The sequence below is a fragment of the Streptomyces pseudovenezuelae genome (assembly GCF_001513955.1).
Lineage (GTDB): Bacteria > Actinomycetota > Actinomycetes > Streptomycetales > Streptomycetaceae > Streptomyces > Streptomyces pseudovenezuelae.
The window spans coordinates 449229-467991 of record NZ_KQ948149.1; the positions used below are offsets into that span (position 1 = coordinate 449229).

Consider the following 18763-nt stretch of genomic DNA (forward strand, 5'->3'; position numbering starts at 1 on the left):
GGGGAGGTGTACACGGAACGGCCGTCCCGGCTCGCCGGTGCCGTCATCTGGACCGGTGACGGGTCCGGACGCGTCCTGCCCGACGGGTGCATGGACCTGCTGTGGCACGAGGGGCGACTGCTCGTCGCCGGACCCGACACCCGTGCGTACGTCACCGCAGGTGCCCCCAGCACCTGGACCGGCCTGCGCTTCTCTCCCGGCTCCGCGCCCGCCTTCCTCGGCGTGCCCGCCCATGAACTGCGGGACCGGCGGGTGGAGTTGGCCGATCTCTGGCCCCTGTCGGAGGTGCGACGGCTGCGGAGCCGTGTCGCTGCGGCCGCCGCCCCCGCCACGGCACTGGAGGACATCGCCCTGGAGCGCGCGGCCCCTCCCGACCCCGCCCTGCGAGCCCTCGTCACCGCCCTCGACGCGGGCCGGCCCGTCGCCGCGACCGCCGACGAGATCGGCCTCGGAGCACGGCAGTTGCACCGCAGGTCGCTCGTGGCGTTCGGGTACGGGCCGAAGACCCTGGCCCGGATCCTGCGGCTGCGGCGGGCCCTCGCGCTGGCCGGTGCCGGAGTGCCGTTCGCGGAGACGGCGGCGCGGTGCGGTTTCGCCGACCAGGCCCATCTCGCCCGGGACGTAAGGGAGTTGGCGGGCGTCCCGCTCGGGCGGCTACTCGCCGCCGGCTAGCGGGGCGTACAGGTCGACGCTGTTGCCGTCCGGGTCATGCAGGGACGCGTACCGCTGGCCCCAGTCGGCGTTCCACGGCTTGAGCTCCCCGTGGAAACCCTCGCCCACCAGCTCCTCGTACACCGCGTCGACCTCGGCCGGGCTGTCGCACCGCAGCGCGAGCCCGGTGCGGCTGCCGCCGGACGGTGCCCGCCATCCGGGGTGGAAGGAGCGGACCGTGTCCTCGGTGTCGAGCATCAGCCGCACCCCGCCCGGCAGTTCGGCCTCCGCGTGCGGCTGGGTCTGCGCCCCTTCCGGGAACGGGAACCCGAGCCGCCGGTAGAAGGCGACGGAGGCGGCCAGGTCGGAGACCACCAGCCCGATGGCGTCGAATCGTGGAGTCATGCCGCCACCGTAGCCAGCGCCTCGGCGCCCGGTCTTGAAGGAATCGGACACGTCAGCCGAAGGTCACCGGTCCCCGCGGGGGTGTCCACCGTGGACGAGCGGTACGACGTCCGGACCGCCCCCCGTGACTCCGTGCGGGTGCCGGCGTGCGCCGACGAGTCGTCGTCGTACGAGGGCGGCGGCACGGGCGCCGACTTCCGGACCCATCCGCGCGGCGGGATCACCTGGGCGGCACGGCTGGAGCGAAGCGGGGCCTGAGCCCGTCCCACCCCGTCCCCGCCGGTCCCCGATCGGCCCGCGCTCCCGGACTGTGAGTCTCTGCCGTGCCAAGCGAAGCGAGCCGGCCGGTTCCCCTCGCCCGCAGGTGACCGAAGGTGAACGAATCCGGCGGTGGGTGGCCCCTGCAGCCGATCGGCGGTCAGTCGCGTGGCGGGGCCGTGCTCGCGCGCTGGACCAGCCGCGTCGACAGCTCGGTCCGGGTGCTCTCCGGGCGGTCGCCCTCCATCATGCGGACCAGCAGACGCAGGGCCGTCGCCGCCATCTCCGACAAGGGCTGGCGGACCGTGGTGAGGGCCGGAGTGGTCCAGCGGGCCTCGGGCAGGTCGTCGAACCCCACGACGCTGATGTCGTCGGGGACGCGCAGGCCCCGTTCGGCCAGGGCCTCGTACACCCCGAGGGCCATGTGGTCGGAGCAGACGAAGACCGCGGTGGGCGGTTCGGGCAGATCGAGGAGTTCCAGCGTGCGGCGGTGGGCGGCGCTCTCGTCGAAGCCGGCGTGCCGCACGTACTCGGGGCGCTGCCGTATCCCCGCCGCCGCGAGCGCGGAACGGTAGCCCGCCACCCGGGCGCTGCTGCACATCTTGCGCTGATGGCCGGCGACGACCCCGATGCGTTCGTGTCCCAGCGCCAGCAGGTGCTCGGTCGCCGTCATCCCGCCCTGCCAGTTCGCCGCGCCCACCGAGACGACGCCCGGCGGCGGCTCCAGGACCGGGTCGATCAGGACGTACGGGATGCGGTGCTGGTCCAGCCAGCCGTACTGCGACGACGTCAGCTCGGCCAGGTTGAACAGCACCCCGGAGGAGCCGCGCGCGGTGAGCTTGTCCATCCAGCCGCGGTCCGGGCGCCCCGCCCGGTTCCGGGTCAGCCCGGCGGAGACCACGACCTCCAGGCCCGCGTCGTGGGCGGCCGCCTCGACGCCGTGCAGCACCGCGCCCGACCAGGAGGTCTCCAGCGAGTGCACGACCAGGTCGACCATGCCCGACGCCTTCGCCGCGTCGAATCTCGGTCTGCGGACATAGCCGAGCCGGTCCAGTGCCTCGGTGACCCGGCGGCGGGTCTCGGGGGCCACGTCCTCCCGGCCGTTGACCACCTTGGAGGCGGTCGGCACCGACACGCCCGCCTCCCGGGCCACGACCGCCAGCGTGGGACCGGCCGCCACGCTCGCACTCCCCGTGCGGACCATCGGGAACCACCTCTCCGGCCCGCCCGAGGGCCATGAAAGTTTCGACCAGCGCAGAAACAGTAAGCGCTTCCTACCCTAGGTTCGCCCGGTGGCGTCGGGAAGAGGTCGGGCTGCGCAGGTCTTGGTGTTCCCGTGACTTTCGAAACCTCGAACGCTACCCGCAGCGCAGACGGAACCCGGTGAAGTCGGCTGTGAAGGCCGCGTCGACCAGGTCCACGGCATGGATTCCGGCCATCGCGCCGGTGAACCGGAGCCTGGACCCGTAGTCGTCGGACAGCCGGGTGAAGTCCAGCCCCGGACCGATGGGCGTCCACCTCCCGTCGGCGCCCACGAACCGAAAACAGGCCACTCCCTCCTCCACGGTGACCCCCAGCGTGAAGGCGCTTTCCGTACCGACGTCGACCACGGCCACCTGCCGCGTGCCGCCCTCGTCCCGCTCGACCAGGCTGAGCACGGTCCGCCCGCCGCCCCGCCACTGCTGTCCGCACTGTCCCTCACCCTCGGGCTCCGCCCAGGTCAGGTCGAGGGCCAGATAGGACTCGGTGTTGTACCAGAGCACCAGACCGGCGGCCTGCGTGAACGTGCTCGGCCGCGCCTCCACGGTGACCTCCGCCTCCGCCCGGTGCTCGGTGATCCGCCGGGCGACAAGACTGTGCGCCCACCACGACTCCGGCCCGTGCCGCCCCCGCAGCCGAATCCACCCGGCCCGCACACCGGTGTCCACCCAGGACGGATCGGGCGCGGCACGCAGGGTGCTCCAGGGCCAGGTCAGGGGGGTGTGGGGGAGGGTGGGCCGGGGCTGCGGAGGTGCGGCTGCCGGCTGCGGGGGTGGGAGTGCGTCGGCCTCGGTTCCTGGCAACGGAGGTGCCGGGGTGCTGGCCTTCGTCCCCGTTTCCGCAGGGGCGGGCGTGCCGCTTTCGGTCGCCCGGCCGGCCTCCGGGGCGTCGGGAGTGCACGGTTGCGGGGGTGCGGGGGTGCCGGTGCAGCGCCCTGGTCGTGGAGGTGTCGGGCCGGGCTCGGCGCCTGGCTGCGGAGGCGTCGGTGTGCCGGACTCGGCCCCTGGTTCCGGGGCCGCAGTCGTCGGTGCGTCCGCTTCGGCATCCGGGTGGATATGCGGAGGTCCGCCCTTCTGCGTCTGCGTCTCCGTCCCCGCCTCCCGAAGCGTCGGCACCTCGACCTCGACCTCCGGATGCGTGCCCCCGTGCCGCAGCCTCGGCCAGCCGTCCGCGTCCCATGTCACCGCCTGGATCGCCGTCTCGCGGCCCAGCGGGCAGCGCGGGCCGGCCGGGGTGTTCAGCGGGCGAGCCGCGAGGTGGCTCAACACCCAGCCGTTGTCGGGGAGTTGGACCAGCTCACCGTGTCCCGCCTTCTGCAGCGGCAGCGAGGGATCGTCCCGGGACGTCAGCAGCGGCCGGTCGTCCAGCTCGTAGGGGCCGGTGATCTCCCGGCTCCGGGCGACCAGGACCCCGTGCTCGAAACCGGTGCCGCCCTCGGCGAGGACGAGGTAGTACCAGCCGTCCTTGCGGACCAGCTTCGGTCCCTCGACGAGCCGTTCGTGCTGGAGCAGCAGATGCGTGCCCCCTACGGGTGTCAGCGTCTCCCGGTCCAGTTCGGTCAGCACGATCCCCGCGAAGCGCCGGCCTCCGGACCGGTGGTCGTTCTGGAGGTTGAGCAGCCACAGCCGGCCCTCGCCGTCGTGGAAGAGCGCGGGGTCGAAGCCATGGCCGGCGATCCGCCGAGGTGCCGACCACGCGCCGCCCGCCTCCGTCGCCGTGGAGACGTACGTGTCCGCGTCGAAGTACGGCGTCCCGACCGAGCGGACGATCGCGTAGACCACCCAGAAGCGCTCGCCGTCCCAGCTCAGGGAGGGCGCCCAGATACCGCCCGAATCCGGCACACCCGCCAGGGAGCCGCCCGGGACGGCACCCTCGACATGGCCCGCGTACGACCAGTGCGCGAGGTCGCGGGAGCGGTGCAGCGGAATCGTCGGGAACCACTCGAAGGAACTGGTCGCCGCGTAGAACCAGTCACCGACGCGGACCATGGACGGGTCGGGCGCGAAGCCGCGGATCACCGGGTTGCGCAGCAGGGTCACTTGAGCGCCCCGAGGGTGACTCCGGTACGCCAGTACCGGCGCATCGCGACCATCATGATCGCCATCGGGACGATGGACAGCAGGGCACCGGTCAGGACCAGGCTGGTGAGGTCGACGCCGGACTCCAGGCGCTTGCCGGACCAGTTGTAGAGGCCGATGTTGAGCGTCCAGTTGTTCTCGCCGCGCAGTACGGTCAACGGCAGGAAGAAGGCGTTCCAGGTGTTCACGAAGGCCAGCAGGAACACCGTCGCGCCGCCCGTGGTCATCATCCGCAGCACGATGCTGAAGAAGATCCGCAGCTCGCCGGCGCCGTCGATCCGGGCCGCTTCGAGCAGTTCGAAGGGGATCGTGGCCTCGGTGTACACCTTGGCGAGGTACACGCTGAACGGGTTGATCAGACAGGGGACGAGCATCGCCCAGGGCGTGTCGACCAGTCCGATCTCCGAGAACAGCAGATACAGCGGCAGCGTCAGCAGCGCGATCGGGATCAGGAAGGACCCCACCACGCACGCGAAGACGAGGTTGCGGCCAGGGAAGTCGAAGCGGGCGAGGCCGTAACCGGTGGCGAGTGCCAGCAGCGTGCCGCCCAGCGAGCCGACACCGGCGTAGAGCAGCGAGTTCGCGGTCCAGCGCAGGAAGATGCCGTGCTCGTAGGTGAACAGCTGACGCAGGTTGTCCCACAGGTGCCAGCCGGAGAACCACAGGCCGTTGGACTGGTAGAGCCCGGTGCGGTCCTTGGTGGCGGCGACGATCAGCCACCACACCGGGAAGAGGCTGTAGACGCTCGCCAGGGACAACCCGACGAGCAGGAACCGCTGCCCGCCGCGCGAACGGCCCGCGGGATCGGGGGCGTTGAACCGTCGGACCGGTGAGGTCCTCGTGGGTTCCTCGGTGAGCGTCATCAGTCGGTCTCCTTCGAGGTCAACCGGTAGAACAGGAAGGAGGCGACGCCGAGGATCAGGGCGAGCAGCACCGACAGAGCCGCCGCGTAGTGGTAGTTGCCGGCGTTGAACGCCTGGTTGTAGATGATCATGATCGGGGTGAAGGAGTCACTGACCGTCTGCGGGGTGACGTTCCGGAACAGCGCGGGCTCGTTGAAGATCTGGAGCATCTGGATGATGGAGAGCATCCCGGTCAGCACCAACGCCCCCCGTACGAACGGGATCTTGATGCTGCGCGCGATCCGCAGCTCGGAGGCCCCGTCGAGCCGAGCGGCCTCGAACAGGTCGCGGGGCACGCCCTGGAGCGCCGAGTAGATGATGACCATGTTGTAGCCGATGCCGTGCCAGGTCAGCAGGTTGCCGATGGACGGCCACACCATCGACGGCGCGAAGAAGTTCCAGGAGAACCCGAAGATCTTGCCGAGCGGGGTGAGCGGGCCCACGTCCGGGCTGTAGAGGTTCAGCCACATGATCGCGGCGACCACACCGGGGATCATGTACGGCACCAGCAGCAGGATCCGGAACCGCCCGGCCGTCCTCGACCGGAGGGCGTCCAGGAGCAGCGCCAGCACCAGACTGACCAGCAGCATGACCGGGATCTGCACACAGGCGAACAGCACCACCCGCAGCACGGATCCCATGAACGCCGAGTCGGTGAGCCCCTGGCGGTAGTTGTCGAGACCGGAGAACTCGTCGGTCGTGCCACCGAGCCCCAGCCCGGAGGACTGTGAGCGGTACAGCGACTGGTGGACGGCGTACCCGATCGGCAGCAGGTACAGGAAGACGAAGCCGAGCTGGAAGGGCACCGTGAAGGCGGCACCCTTCCAGCGCAGAGAGCGAATCATCAGTAGCAGCCCTTAAGCCTCTGGAAGCCTCTAGCCCTTGACGCTGATGCCGCGGGACTTCAGGTCCTTGACCGTCCACTCCTGCATATGGGCGAGGAGTTCGGTCACCGTCTGCTCCTTGCTGACCACCTTGGCCCAGCCGGCCTGCATCTCCGTGAACATCGCGGTCCAGTCGGGCCCGAAGGTCCAGTCGGTGGTGACGGTCTTCAGACTGTCCTTCACGATCTGCTGACCGGCCTGGTAGTTGGAGCCGAGCAGCTTCTCGGAGACCGCCTCGGGCACATAGGTGTCGCTGTCGGCCAGCGCCGGCATCACACCGTTGCCGGTGGTCGGACTCGCCATGATCTTCACCGCGCCGGTGTTCGTGGACATCCACAGCGCGGCCTCGGCGGCCTGCTTCTGGTTCTCGCACCCCTTGGTCACCAGGGTCACGCTGCCCGTGAGGTTGGTGCCGGCCGGGGTCTTGGCGGCCTCACCGGTGAACGTCGGCCAGGGCGAAAGCCCCCAGTCGCCGAAGGACTTGGTGAAGTTCTGCACCATGCCGGCCATCTGCCAGGTGGAGATCTGCCGGGTCGCGGTGCCGCCGTTGTCGTAATTGCGCTGCACGGCCGCGTAGTCGGCGAAGGACAGCTTGCTGTTGAGGTCGTTGTCGATGATCTGCTGGATCACCTCGGCGGCCTTCCGGGTGCCCGCGTCCTGGAAGTCCACCTTCCAGGAGTTGCCGTCGATCGCGTACCAGTGCGCCCCGGCCTGCATGGCGAGCACCTCCAGCGTGCTGGGGTCCTCACCGGCATAGTTGGTGATCTTGATGCCGTGCTTCTTCAGCACCTTGCCCGCGGCGATGAACTCGTCCCAGGTCGCCGGCGGCTTGATGCCGTACTTCTTGAAGAGGTCGGTGCGGTAGATGGTGAAGTTCGGCGAGGAGCTGGTGGGAACGCCGTACGACTTCCCCTGCACCTGCGCACTGGCCCACGACCCGGTGTTGAACTTGTCCTTCTCGCCCTCGACGTACTGCGTGATGTCGGCGAGCGCGCCCTGCGCGACCCAACTGGTCACGTACTCGGCGGTGTTCTGCACGAGACAGGGCGCGTTGCCCGCCTTCACCGCGTTGGTCAGCTGCTTCTGCATGGTCAACTGGTCGGTGACCTTCGTGTACTTCAGCCGGATGTCCTTGTGCGAGGCGTTGAACGCCTTGACGACGGCGTCCTGGCCGTTGGCCCAGCCCCAGAAAGGGAGGGTGACCGGCCCCGACGCCTGCGAGTCGCCGGAATCGTCCGACCCGCCGCACGCGGTGAGCAGACCTGACAGCGCGAGTCCCGCAACGGCGGCGCGGGCGAACCTTCTCCGGGGGCTGCTGAAGTTCATCTGACCGTGTTCCTTCGGAAAGTAGGGCGTCTCGGAGAGGAGAGAGGGGGATCGACGGCTCGGTGCCGGCCGGAAACGGCGGCCGGAGGTTCATCGGCTCGCGGTTGCGGGGGAGCGGCCCAGCAGAAGCTGTAGTAACCGGTTGCTGGGACGGTAGGCCGAGGCTCCGGTGGTTAGCAAGAGGTGGACGGCAACTTGTTACGCCGATCCGTCCCTGACGTGAGGTCCGGGCGCACCGGGATGCCCGGGTGATCCCCAGAGAACTGCCAGCTCATGGGCGTACGGCAGTGCAAGCCGCACGGCCGGAAGTCTGAGCGGAACCACACTGGGCCAAGGACGGAAACCGTTTACGAAACGATCTCTTCTTCCGGTGCTATCGAGGCTGTGCGGGTGGCCGTACCGAGTTCCGTACGACGACATGGGTGCCCAGCACCAGATGGTCCCCGTCGGCCCCCCGGCGCCGCGCACCACCGCCCTCGCGCCGGTCCGCGACCGCACGCAGGGCGACCCGGCCCATCTCCTCGTAGGGCACATGGACGGTGGTGAGCTGCGGGGTGAGCTGGGAGGCGAGCGGGATGTCGTCGTACCCGACGATCGACACGTCCTCGGGCACCCGCAGGCCGGCCGCACGCAGGGCCTGCATGGCCCCGGCGGCGACGACATCGGTCCCGGCGAGGACGGCGGTGAACTCCAGGCCGTCGCGCAGGCCCTGTTCGACGGCCTCGTACCCGTGCTCGTAGTCGTAGGCCCCGTGTCGCACCATGCCGGCCTCGAACGGCACGCCGTACGCCTCGAAGGCGCGCCGGGCGCCTCTCAACCGCCCCTGTGCGGTGGTGAGTTCGGAGTGTCCCGGCAGCACGAGGACCTTCCGGTGGCCGGCCGAGAGCAGATGGCTGGCCATGGCGTAGGCGCCGCCCTCGTTGTCGTAGTCGACGGTCGTGGCCGGTACGTCACCTTCCAGCGGCGGCCGCCCCACCAGCACCAGATGGGATCCGGCGGCGTCCAGGGAACGCGCGAAACGGGCCATGCGCAGCTGGTACTCGTCGTAGTCGTAGGCGCCGCCGAGCAGCACCACGGCCGCGACCCCCTGCTGACGCATGAGGTTGACCAGGGCGAGCTCGCGCTCGGGGTCGTCCCCGGTCGTCCCGACCAGCGACAGCCATCCCCGCAGCGTGGCGGCCCCCTCCACCCCTTTGGCCACATGGGCGAACGCGGCACCGGTGATGTTGTTGATGAGGATCGCGACGGTGGGTGTGCCGCCCCCGGCGAGCGACCGGGCGTGCGCGTTGGTGACGTAGTCCAGATCGCGCACGACCTTCATCACCTTGCGGCGCAGGTCCTCGGAGACCGGGTAGTTCCCGGACAGCACGCGCGACACGCTGGCCACGGACACCCCGGCCCGCTCGGCCACGTCCCGGATGGTGGCCCGTCCGACGTCCCCCGACGCCCTGCGCTGACTCACCCTTGCGGCTCCTTCGCGATAGTGACCCGGCCCCGCGGGACCCAGGGTCCGGAAACCGTATCCCATTGTTGCTCCGGCACGATTTCGACGGCGAGGGTGACCGGCGGACCCCGCTCAAGCCACCCGTCCCATGTCCGCGAACCGCACCTCGTGCTCCAGCCCCGCCCCCGCCACCAGCCGTTCCAGTTCCTCCACCACGATCCGTCCCAGCCGCTCCAGTTCGTTCCCGAGCGAGCCCGCGATGTGCGGGGTGAGGAACACGTTGGGCAGCCGGTACAGGGGCGAGGTCGCGGGCAGCGGTTCGGGTTCGGTGACGTCGAGGACCGCGCGCAGCCGACCGGAGACCAGCTCGCCGGTCAGCGCGTCGGGATCGACCAGCGCCCCGCGGGAGGTGTTGATCAGCACCCCTCCGTCCCGGATCAGCCCGAGCCGGGCACCGTCCAGCATCCGGTACGTCTCCGGGATGTCGGGCGCGTGCAGCGAGACGATGTCGCTGCGCCTCAACAGGTCTTCCAGCGACACGAGTTCGGCCCCCAGCGCGCCGGCCTCCGAGGGGCTGACGTACGGGTCGTGCAACAGCACCGTGAAGTCGAAGGGCCTCAGCAGCTCCAGCAGCCGCCGCCCCACCCGGGACGCCCCGATGACGCCTACCCGCCGCCCCATGTTCCCGGTGGCCGCGGTCCGAGCGGGCGGCGGATAGGTGTGGCTGACCCGGAACCGCTCGCGGTGGTCGAAGGTGTCCTTCCCGCACAGCAGGATCATCGCGAGGGTGTACTCCGCGACCGGCAGGGCGTTGCCGGTGACCGCGCTGGAGACGGCGATGCCGCGTTGCCACACGGCGTCGCCGACGAGGGAGCGGACCGAGCCCGCCGCGTGCAGGACATGGCGCACACGGGGTGCCGCGGTGAGGGCGACGGCGTCGAGGCGGGGGCAGCCCCAGCCGGTGATCAGCACGTCGGCCCGGGTCAGGGCGGCCGCCGCGAGCGGGTCGGCGAAGTCCTGGACGACGAGCGCGGGGTCGAGCTCGGCCGCCGCGCCCAGCCGGGTCATCAGGGGTGGGGGGAACAGCAGGGGGAGGTGTACGGGATCCATCGCGAACACGGCCCTGGGTGGCTGAGGGCTGGGCATGTCACTCCTGACACACTGGGCGGAAACAGTTTCTGAAAACGTCTTCTACGACAGATCTACCGTAGGTCTGTCGTCGAGCGGTGGTCAATCGCTGAGCACGGCTGGATGACAACCGGTTTCCATCCGGGGCGGGTGTCCGCGAGGTTGCGCAGTCTTTTCGAAAGTTCGTCCAGCCTCTTGACGCCGTTTCCGGCCAGGGCTGAAGCTCTGCTCCAACGCGGCAACCGGTTGTCTAGCCTTGCCGCGCTCCCATGAACGGACAGAGCAGGAGGTGGGGCGTGGTGCGCCCACATGCCGGTGCCGCGTTGAGCCGCCGCCGATTTCTCTCCCTCTCCGCGGGTGGTGCCGTGGCGGGGACGACCGCTCTGAGCGGCTGTGCGATGCGGGTGTCGAGCGCGGTCGGTGGCTCCGGCGAGACCGTCACGGTGATGGCCAAGGCGGACGACTTCTCGCCGGAGCTGATCCGGCAGGCCCAGAAGGACACAGGCGTCCGGATCAACACGGTGCTGCACAGCACCAGCAAGCTGATCGCGATGATGACCAACGGCAACGCGCCGGATCTGGTGCGGGGTGTGGGTGCGGTGGACGCCCCCTACTACGCGGCCCGGGGCGTGATGGAGGACCTGGACCCGTACTTCGCGAAGAGCGGCGTCCTCAGGCCGGACGACCTGGACCCGGTCAACGACCTGTGGCGCTACGACGGCCGCACCCAGGGCAGGGGCCCGCGCTACGGCATGGCGAAGGACTTCTCCCAGGACTCGATGTTCTGGTACAACACCGAGCTGTTCGACCGGGCGGACGTCGACTACCCGCCTGAGCTGGACCCCGTCACCTACGAGGAATGGCTGGACAAGGCCGAGCGGCTCACCCGCCGCAGGCACGGCCAGACGACCGTGTTCGGCGGCAGCTACAACGGCGTGCTCACCCCCAGCCTCCTGGCGAGCCTCACCGTGGCCGCCGGCGGGAACCTCTTCACCGAGGACTACTCCCGGGTCGACTTCACCACCCCCGAGGCCCGCAAGGCGCTCGGCTGGTACATCGACTACTGCCGGACCAAGGTCGGTCCCAGCATCGTCCAGCCCGACCCCAACACCTGGGACGGGCCCACCTTCCAGGCGAACCGGCTCGCCATGTCGAACTCCGGCTACTGGCTCGGCGGCCTGATCAACGCGGACAAGAGACTCGCGCCACTGTCCAGGCTCGCTCCGGCCCCGTACTTCGAGGGCGGCCGGCGGGTCAGTCCCTGCCAGGCCGGCACCGGTTTCTGGATCCCGAGCGCGTCGCACCACAAGGACGCCGCCTGGCGCGTCTTCGAGTGGTTCTTCGGCGAGGCACCGGCCAGGGCGCGCGCCTCCGGAGGCTGGGGCATCCCGACCCTGAAGTCGCTGCGACCGCTGATGCCCGCTCAGGAGAACTACCAGAAGCGGGTGTTGAGCGTGCAGGAGGCCGAGCTGAAGCACTACTCGGTGATCGCCTTCACGCCGTACGCCACCGCGGACTCGCTCCTCGCCCTCTTCAACCAGATCGCCCCGGCCGCCATGACCGGTGGGATGTCCGTCGACACCCTCGCGGGACGTCTGAACGCGGCGATGAACGAGCAGCTCAAGCGCGGTAAGGAGCAGGTCGGATGACGGTCGGTCAGATCACCTCGGTCGCCGGGCGACACGACCCCGCCCCGGCGGCGGGTCCGGCCGTCCCCCGGCCGCGCACCTCCATCGCCGCCCGCAGGCACCGGGCGTTCTACATGTTCGCCTCACCCTGGATCATCGGCTTCGCGCTGCTGACCGTCGCGCCGATGGCGTACGCGCTGTGGCTGAGCTTCACCACCTTTGACGGCATCTCGCCGAACTGGCACTACGTCGGGTTCGGCAACTACCGCGAGCTGTTCTCCGACACGCAGACCTGGCGGTCGCTGGGCCGCACCGGCCTGTTCGCGATCACCTCGGTGCCGCTGTCGATCGTCGCCGGGCTCGGGCTCGCCGTACTGGTGAACCGGCCGCTCAAGGCGCGCGGGCTGTTCCGTACCCTGCTCTATCTGCCCGCGGTGGTGCCCCCGGTGGGCGCGGGCATCGCGTTCAAGCAGCTCTTCGACCAGAACTCCGGTGCCGCGAACGGGGTGTTGAACCTCTTCGGCATCGACGCCCTCGGCTGGCTCGCCGACCCCTACGCCCGCTACGTACTGATCATGACGGTGCTCTGGACGGCCGGAAACATCATGATCATCTCGCTGGCGGGGCTCCAGGACATCCCCCGCGAACTCCTCGAAGCGGCCCGCATCGACGGCGCGAGCGCCTGGCGGAGCTTTCGCAGCATCACGGTGCCGCTGCTGTCGCCGGTGCTGCTCTTCCAGACCGTGACCGGGGTGATCGCCTCGGTGCAGACCATCATGCCGCTGCTGCTGGCCCCCGACCCGACCCCGGCCGGCATCACCGCGCTCCCGCAGTCCACCTACCTCTACATGATGCACGTGTTCGCGGAGTACTTCGCGTTCGGCCGCTACGGCTACGCCTCGGCGCTGCTGTGGGTGCTCTTCGTCCTGATCCTCGTCGCGACCGGAGTGATCTTCAAGGCCACGTCCGGCGTGGTGTTCTACAACGTCGACCCGGAGGCGAAGAAGTGACCGCCACCAACCCGACCCCGGTGGGCCCGACCCGCAGGACCGGCCCCCGCCTGCGCGTCAACCGCCTCGTCCTCTACACGGTCCTCGTCACGATCACGGGCCTCTTCCTGGGCCCCTTCGGCTGGCTGGTCGTCTCCGGCCTCAAGACGCCGGCCGAGCTCGCGGCCTCCCCCGTGCACTGGCTGCCCGACCACGTCCAGTGGCACAACATCGCCGACGCCTTCAACCTCATCGACTTCCTCGGCTACGCCCGCAACTCCCTGGTCATCGCGCTCATCTACGCCACCCTCGTCACCCTGAGCTCCGCGTGGGTCGGCTTCGGCTTCGCCCGCCTCGAAGCCCCCGGGAAGAAGACCCTGTTCGGCATCCTGCTCGGCTCGATGATGCTTCCGCAGATGATCACCCTGCTGCCGACCTACCTGATCTTCGCCAAGCTCGGCATGGTCGACACCTACTGGCCGTGGGTGCTGTGGGGCCTGTCGTCCGCCCCCTATCTGGTCTTTCTCTTCCGGCAGTTCTTCGCGGGCCTGCCCCGCGAGCTGGAGGAGGCGGCGATCGTCGACGGCTGCGGCTACCCGGGCATCTTCTGGCGGATCTTCCTCCCGCAGTCCTGGCCGGTCCTGTCCGCGAGTTTCGTCATCGCCTTCACCTGGACCTGGGGCGACTACATCGCCCCGCAGCTCCTGCTGTCCACGGACCGCACCACCCTCGCGGTCGCCGTCATGTCCACCTACGTCACCACCGCCGGCACCCCGGTCACCAACCTCCAGGCCGCGGCCTCGGTGATGTACGTCGTCCCGATCCTGCTGATCTTCCTCGTCGCCCAGCGCGGCTTCGTCGCCGGCATGTCGACGACCGGCCTCAAGTAGGCGTACCCGCAACCCTGTTCGCAAGGAGCCCCGCATGAACACGCCGTTGTCCCGCCGTACCGCCCTCCAGGCGGCCGGTGCCACCGTGCTCGCCGCCGGCCTCACCCACCTGACGGCCACGGCGGCCCGGGCCGACGACACCGCCGAGGTCACGCCGAAGCTGGTGACCTACCCCCGCCCGGCCGCGATGCCGACCAACACCAGCTTCAAGGTGCGGGTGCGGACCGCCCCCGACGGCGACTGGCAGACCCTCGACATCTGGCGGCCCCAGCTGGGCGAGATCAACCCCACCACCGGATCCAGCAAGACCTACAACTCCTCACTGGCGTACTTCGACTTCCAGGGCTCCGTCGAGGTCGAGGTCACCTGCCTCAAGGGCGGCACCACCAAGGTCCGGGTGAGACCGGACTCCTACGGCATCAAACCCGAGGTGCTCGGCGACACCCTGCGCTTCACGCTCGACCAGCCGCGCAACCTGGTTGTCCAGATCAACGACGACATCTTCGACTGCCTCCATCTGTTCGCCCGCGCGGTGGAGAAGAAGCGGCCCGCCCAGGACGACCCCGACGTCCTCTACTACGGACCCGGTGTGCACACCACCGCCGACGGCACCCTGCTCGTCCCCTCCGGCAAGACCGTGTACCTCGACGGCGGCGCCGTCCTCAAGGCGACCGTGATCTTCCGGAACGTGGAGCACGCCGGGATCGCCGGCCGCGGTGTGCTCGCCGGGACCGCGGGCGGCGGGGCCCTGGTGGAGAATTCGCGGAACATCTCCATCGGTGCCGTCACCGTGCTCAACCCCAACGGCTACGCGGTCCAGTTGGGCGAAGCCACCGGCGTCACCATCAAGGGACTCGGCTCCTTCAGCTCCAAGGGCTGGGGCGACGGCATCGACGTCTTCTGCTCCAGCAACGTCGTCATCGACGGCGTCTTCATGCGCAACTCCGACGACTGCATCGCCATATACACCCACCGCTGGGAATACTACGGCGACACCACGGACATCACGGTCCGCAACTCCACCCTCTGGGCGGACGTCGCCCACCCCATCAACGTCGGGACGCACGGCAACACCGACAACCCCGAGGTCCTGAAGAACCTCCGCTTCAAGAACATCGACATCCTCGACCACCGCGAACCGCAGATGAACTACCAGGGCTGCATCGCCCTCAACCCCGGCGACTCCAACCTGATCAAGAACGTCCGCATCGAGGACATCAGGATCGAGGACTTCCGCTGGGGCCAGGTCATCTACATGAAGGTCATGTACAACACGAAGTACAACACCTCGGTCGGCCGCGGCATCGAGAACGTCTACGTCAAGAACCTCAGCTACACGGGCACGAACGCCAAGCCCTCGCTCTTCCTCGGCTACGACGCCAAGCACGCCATCAAGGACGTCACCTTCGAGAACCTGGTGATCAACGGGCTGGTCGTCGCCGACTCGATGAAGAAGCCGAGCTGGTACTACACCACGGACACGGTCCAGTGGTTCTCCAACGAGCACGTGACGAACCTGAAGTTCCTCACCACCGCCGAGGCCGAGGCGGCCGCCGCGTCATGAGCACCAGCCTTCCCGGAACCGGCCCCGCCCCGAGCCGCCGCGGTTTCCTCGGCGGCACGGCCGCCCTCCTACTGGTGGCCGGTGCCGACGGCCTGCTCACGCCCGCCACCGCCCGGGCCGCCGAACGCACCGACGGCTCCCGCACGTTCACGCACCCGGGTCTCCTGCACACCGCCGACGACCTCGCCCGTATGAAGGCCGCGATCGCCGCCCAGCAGTCCCCGGTCCACGACGGCTACCTGGCGTTCGCCGCCCACCCGCGCTCCCAGGCGACGTACACCGTCCAGAACACCGGCCAGATCACCTCCTGGGGCCGCGGCCCCACCAACTTCCAGAACCAGGCGGTCGCCGACTCGGCCGCCGCCTACCAGAACGCCCTCATGTGGGCCGTCACGGGCGACCGAGCCAACGCCGACAAGGCCCGCGACCTCCTCAACGCCTGGTCGGCGTCCCTCACGACGATCACCGGCGCCGACGGCCCGCTGGGCGCCGGACTCCAGGCCTTCAAGTTCGTCAACGCGGCCGAACTGCTGCGCCACACCGGCTACGACGGCTGGACGGACGCCGACATCGCCCGCTGCGAGCGCTCCTTCCTGGACGTCTGGTATCCGGCCGTCTCCGGCTACATGCTCTACGCCAACGGCAACTGGGACCTGACGGCCCTGCAGACCATCCTGGCCATCGGAGTGTTCTGCGAGGAGCCCACCCTCTTCGAGGACGCCCTGCGCTTCGCCGCGGCCGGCGCGGGCAACGGCTCCATCACCCACCGCATCGTCACCGACGCGGGGCAGGGCCAGGAGGCCGGCCGCGACCAGGGCCACGAACAGCTCGCGGTCGGCCTGACCGGCGACCTCGCCCAGGTCGCGTGGAACCAGGGCGTCGACCTGTGGGGGTACGACGACCACCGCATCCTCGCCAACTTCGAGTACGCGGCCCGCTACAACCTCGGCGGCGACGTCCCCTTCACCCCCGACCTCGACCGCACCGGGAAGTACATCAAGCAGGCCGTCTCCGCGACCGGCCGCGGCACCCTGCCCCCGATCTACGAGATGGCCTACGCCCACTACGCCGGCGTCCGCGGCCTCGACACCCCGTACACCCGGGCGGCCGTCTTCCGGGGCAGCGGCGGCGCCCGTCTCGTCGAGGGCGGCAACGACGACCTGCCCGGCTGGGGGACCTTCGCCTACGCGGGAGCCACGGCCCCCGCACCCACCGTCCCGGCCGCACCGGCGGGGGTGACGGCGGTGGGGGAGCGGGCCGGGATCACGGTGAGCTGGCTGCCCTCGACGTGGGCCACGACCTACACCGTGCTGCGCGCCACCCGCCCCCAGGGGCCCTACGCGAAGATCGCCACCGGAGTCGGCGAGCCGACGTACACGGACGACCGGGTGCGCGCGGGGCGGACCTACCACTACGCCGTCGTCGCCGCCAACTCCCACGGAACCAGCGCTGATTCGGCCCCCGTCCCGGCCACCGCCGGTCTCCCGGACCCCTGGTCGACGCGGGACATCGGGGACGTCACGATCGCCGGCGCGGCCGCCTTCGACGGTGAGCGGTTCGTACTGGAGGCGAGCGGCACCGCCGACACCCACCGGCTCGTGCATCTGCCCCTGCGCGGCGACGGCACCGTCACCGCACGGATCGTGTGGCCGCTGAGCTCGCAGTACTCCAGGATCGGCGTCGGCCTCCGGGACTCCCTCGACGCGGACGCGGCCCATGCCGCCATGGTCGTCCAGGGACTGCCGCTGCACACCTGGAGCGGGGTGTGGACGGTGCGGCCGTCGAAGGGGGCCACCGTCTCCGCGACCGGCAGCACACCGGTGCCGCCCTCGCAGCTGACGGCGATCACCACGAGCGCCGCCTTCCCGATCTCCGCTCTCGGCACCCTGCCCGAGTCGGCGACCCCGCTCGAAGCCCCCCACGTCGAGGCGGCGGGCGACGGCTACCGGCTGCGGAAGCCCTACTGGGTCCGCGTCACCCGCGAGGGCCGCCGCTGCACCGGAGCCATCTCCCCGGACGGCATCCACTGGACCGAAGTCGGCTCCACCGAGGTCGCGTTGGGCCGCACCGCGTACGCGGGCCTGCTCCTCACCTCCTGCCTCGGAGTCGACGCGGACTACGCCGAGACCGGCACCGGCGCCTTCGACAACGTCACCGTGACCTCCGCCGCCGCGGGCGAGATCTGGTCCGTGCCCCGACCCGCCAGCGCCCCGGGGGACCTGAGGGCCACCACGGGCACCGACACCGTCGAGCTGGCCTGGACCGACCCGGACCTCTCCGCCCGCTACCAGGTCCTGCGCGCGGCTCACCCCGACGGCCCTTACCGCACCCTCGCCACCGGCGTCGGCCCGGTCGGGTCCGGCACCCGCCTCCGGTACGCCGACGCCGACGGCACCCCCGGGACGACGTACCACTACACCGTCGCGAAGACCAACACGTCAGGACGCGGCCCCCTCACGGAACCCTGCGCCGCGGTGATGCCGACCCCGTCCGTTCCCGAACTCACCTCCTCCGAAGCGGCGTTCGCGAACCAGGGGATCGCCTTCCGGCACCTCCTGCGGGCCTCCCACGCACCCGTACGGTTCACCGCCACCGGTCTCCCCGACGGGCTGCGCGTCGACAGGCGCACCGGACTGATCCACGGAACGCCCCGTGAGAGAGGCGAGTTCACCGTCACCACCACCGCCGGCAACGCGGCGGGCGACGGCACCGGAACCCTCGCCCTCACCGTCGGTACGCCACCGCCGGCCCCGTGGACGTACGGCGACCTCGGTGACGTGGTCCTCGACGACCGCGACTTCGGGACACTCGGTGTGGCCGCGATCCTCACCCCCGGCAGCGCCGCCCACGAGAACGGGACCTTCGTGGTGCGGGGCGCGGGCGTGGACCTCACCGTCAACAACCAGGGAATGACGGGGCAGTTCGCCCGGCGGCCCGTCACCGGTGACTGTCAGGTCACCGCCCGGCTGGTCTCCCGCACCGGGGCCACCACCGACCGGGTCGGACTGCTGATGGCCAAGTCGCTCTCGCCGTTCGACCAGGCCGCCGGAGTGATCGTCACCGGCGGCAGCACCGCGCAGCTCATGCTGCGCAAGACCGTCGCCGGTGCCTCCGCCTTCACGGGCAACGGCACCGTCCGGCTCCCCACACTGCTGCGGCTGAGGCGCACCGGGACCGTCTTCACCGCGTCCGTCTCCGGCGATGACGGCGCCACCTGGACCGACCTCGCCTCCGGCGAGATCCCCGGCTTCGGCGACGCCCCCTTCCACGTCGGCCCGGTGGCCTGCTCCCGCAGCCCGCTGGCCCTCGTCACCTCCGAGTTCGACGAGGTGAGCGTCATCCCCATCTGATTCCCC

At 70.2% G+C, this 18763-nt stretch carries 15 protein-coding genes; 7 read left to right on the forward strand and 8 right to left on the reverse strand.

What is annotated here, in order from left to right; translation table 11 throughout:
• Nucleotides 1-6 precede the first annotated feature (6 nt).
• The gene (locus AQI94_RS26255) at nt 7-672 is read left to right on the forward strand and encodes a DUF6597 domain-containing transcriptional factor (protein ID WP_031052074.1); all 666 of its coding nucleotides are present in this window, start codon (nt 7-9) and stop codon (nt 670-672) included.
• On the opposite strand, the gene AQI94_RS26260 is transcribed toward AQI94_RS26255, so the two are convergent.
• Complete coding sequence (locus tag AQI94_RS26260; RefSeq protein ID WP_031052073.1) at nt 655-1056, reverse strand: VOC family protein; 402 nt, start codon at nt 1054-1056, stop codon at nt 655-657. The genes AQI94_RS26255 and AQI94_RS26260 overlap by 18 nt on opposite strands.
• A 90-nt stretch (nt 1057-1146) precedes the next feature.
• Here AQI94_RS26260 and AQI94_RS44105 point away from each other — a divergent pair, with 90 nt between their 5' ends.
• Nucleotides 1147-1314, forward strand: coding sequence for a hypothetical protein (locus tag AQI94_RS44105; protein WP_391270988.1), 168 nt, complete (start codon nt 1147-1149; stop codon nt 1312-1314).
• 160 nt (nt 1315-1474) lie between these two features.
• Here AQI94_RS44105 and AQI94_RS26265 read toward each other — a convergent pair whose 3' ends face one another.
• From AQI94_RS26265 to AQI94_RS26300, 7 genes are all read right to left on the reverse strand, one after another.
• A complete protein-coding gene (locus AQI94_RS26265) occupies nt 1475-2518 on the reverse strand; it encodes a LacI family DNA-binding transcriptional regulator (protein WP_031052071.1) in 1044 nt (347 codons plus the stop codon).
• Nucleotides 2519-2672: 154 nt separating this feature from the next.
• Nucleotides 2673-4613: a family 43 glycosylhydrolase gene (locus AQI94_RS45765; RefSeq protein ID WP_225890263.1), complete on the reverse strand. Its 1941-nt coding sequence runs from the start codon at nt 4611-4613 to the stop codon at nt 2673-2675.
• Nucleotides 4610-5515, reverse strand: a complete 906-nt coding sequence (locus tag AQI94_RS26280) for a carbohydrate ABC transporter permease (protein ID WP_031045560.1) — start codon at nt 5513-5515, stop codon at nt 4610-4612. The genes AQI94_RS45765 and AQI94_RS26280 overlap by 4 nt, the downstream gene beginning before the upstream one ends.
• Nucleotides 5515-6399 (reverse strand): carbohydrate ABC transporter permease, encoded by an 885-nt coding sequence (locus AQI94_RS26285; protein ID WP_031045557.1) that lies wholly within the window; start codon nt 6397-6399, stop codon nt 5515-5517. Before AQI94_RS26285 ends, AQI94_RS26280 begins: the two co-directional genes overlap by 1 nt.
• Nucleotides 6400-6429: 30 nt before the next feature.
• Nucleotides 6430-7764, reverse strand: coding sequence for an ABC transporter substrate-binding protein (locus AQI94_RS26290; RefSeq protein WP_031045555.1), 1335 nt, complete (start codon nt 7762-7764; stop codon nt 6430-6432).
• A gap of 373 nt (nt 7765-8137) precedes the next feature.
• Nucleotides 8138-9226 (reverse strand): LacI family DNA-binding transcriptional regulator, encoded by a 1089-nt coding sequence (locus AQI94_RS26295; RefSeq protein ID WP_031045552.1) that lies wholly within the window; start codon nt 9224-9226, stop codon nt 8138-8140.
• A gap of 114 nt (nt 9227-9340) precedes the next feature.
• Nucleotides 9341-10354 carry a hydroxyacid dehydrogenase gene (locus AQI94_RS26300; RefSeq protein WP_031045550.1) on the reverse strand — a complete coding sequence of 338 codons (1014 nt, stop codon included), beginning with the start codon at nt 10352-10354 and terminating at the stop codon, nt 9341-9343.
• Between the two features lie 281 nt (nt 10355-10635).
• On the opposite strand from AQI94_RS26300, the gene AQI94_RS26305 reads away from it, so the two are divergent.
• The 5 genes from AQI94_RS26305 to AQI94_RS26325 are packed head-to-tail and all read left to right on the forward strand — an operon-like array spanning nt 10636 to nt 18757.
• Entirely contained in the window at nt 10636-11985 is a 1350-nt protein-coding gene (locus tag AQI94_RS26305) for an extracellular solute-binding protein (RefSeq protein ID WP_031045547.1), read from the forward strand.
• A complete protein-coding gene (locus tag AQI94_RS26310; protein WP_031045544.1) occupies nt 11982-12974 on the forward strand; it encodes a carbohydrate ABC transporter permease in 993 nt (330 codons plus the stop codon). Before AQI94_RS26305 ends, AQI94_RS26310 begins: the two co-directional genes overlap by 4 nt.
• Nucleotides 12971-13843 carry a carbohydrate ABC transporter permease gene (locus AQI94_RS26315; protein ID WP_031045542.1) on the forward strand — a complete coding sequence of 291 codons (873 nt, stop codon included), beginning with the start codon at nt 12971-12973 and terminating at the stop codon, nt 13841-13843. The genes AQI94_RS26310 and AQI94_RS26315 overlap by 4 nt, the downstream gene beginning before the upstream one ends.
• Nucleotides 13844-13877: 34 nt before the next feature.
• Nucleotides 13878-15407 (forward strand): glycosyl hydrolase family 28 protein, encoded by a 1530-nt coding sequence (locus AQI94_RS26320; protein ID WP_031045541.1) that lies wholly within the window; start codon nt 13878-13880, stop codon nt 15405-15407.
• Nucleotides 15404-18757: an alginate lyase family protein gene (locus AQI94_RS26325; protein ID WP_031045539.1), complete on the forward strand. Its 3354-nt coding sequence runs from the start codon at nt 15404-15406 to the stop codon at nt 18755-18757. Before AQI94_RS26320 ends, AQI94_RS26325 begins: the two co-directional genes overlap by 4 nt.
• Nucleotides 18758-18763: the final 6 nt, after the last annotated feature.

Bases quoted from the DNA above. Each gene is read 5' to 3' on its own strand.
- AQI94_RS26280 (WP_031045560.1), bottom strand. From the start codon at position 5,515: ATGACGCTCACCGAGGAACCCACGAGGACCTCACCGGTCCGACGGTTC.
- AQI94_RS26290 (WP_031045555.1), bottom strand. From the start codon at position 7,764: ATGAACTTCAGCAGCCCCCGGAGAAGGTTCGCCCGCGCCGCCGTTGCG.
- AQI94_RS26310 (WP_031045544.1), top strand. From the start codon at position 11,982: ATGACGGTCGGTCAGATCACCTCGGTCGCCGGGCGACACGACCCCGCC.
- AQI94_RS26320 (WP_031045541.1), top strand. From the start codon at position 13,878: ATGAACACGCCGTTGTCCCGCCGTACCGCCCTCCAGGCGGCCGGTGCC.
- AQI94_RS26260 (WP_031052073.1), bottom strand. From the start codon at position 1,056: ATGACTCCACGATTCGACGCCATCGGGCTGGTGGTCTCCGACCTGGCC.
- AQI94_RS26285 (WP_031045557.1), bottom strand. From the start codon at position 6,399: ATGATTCGCTCTCTGCGCTGGAAGGGTGCCGCCTTCACGGTGCCCTTC.
- AQI94_RS26325 (WP_031045539.1), top strand. From the start codon at position 15,404: ATGAGCACCAGCCTTCCCGGAACCGGCCCCGCCCCGAGCCGCCGCGGT.
- AQI94_RS26265 (WP_031052071.1), bottom strand. From the start codon at position 2,518: ATGGTCCGCACGGGGAGTGCGAGCGTGGCGGCCGGTCCCACGCTGGCG.
- AQI94_RS26300 (WP_031045550.1), bottom strand. From the start codon at position 10,354: ATGCCCAGCCCTCAGCCACCCAGGGCCGTGTTCGCGATGGATCCCGTA.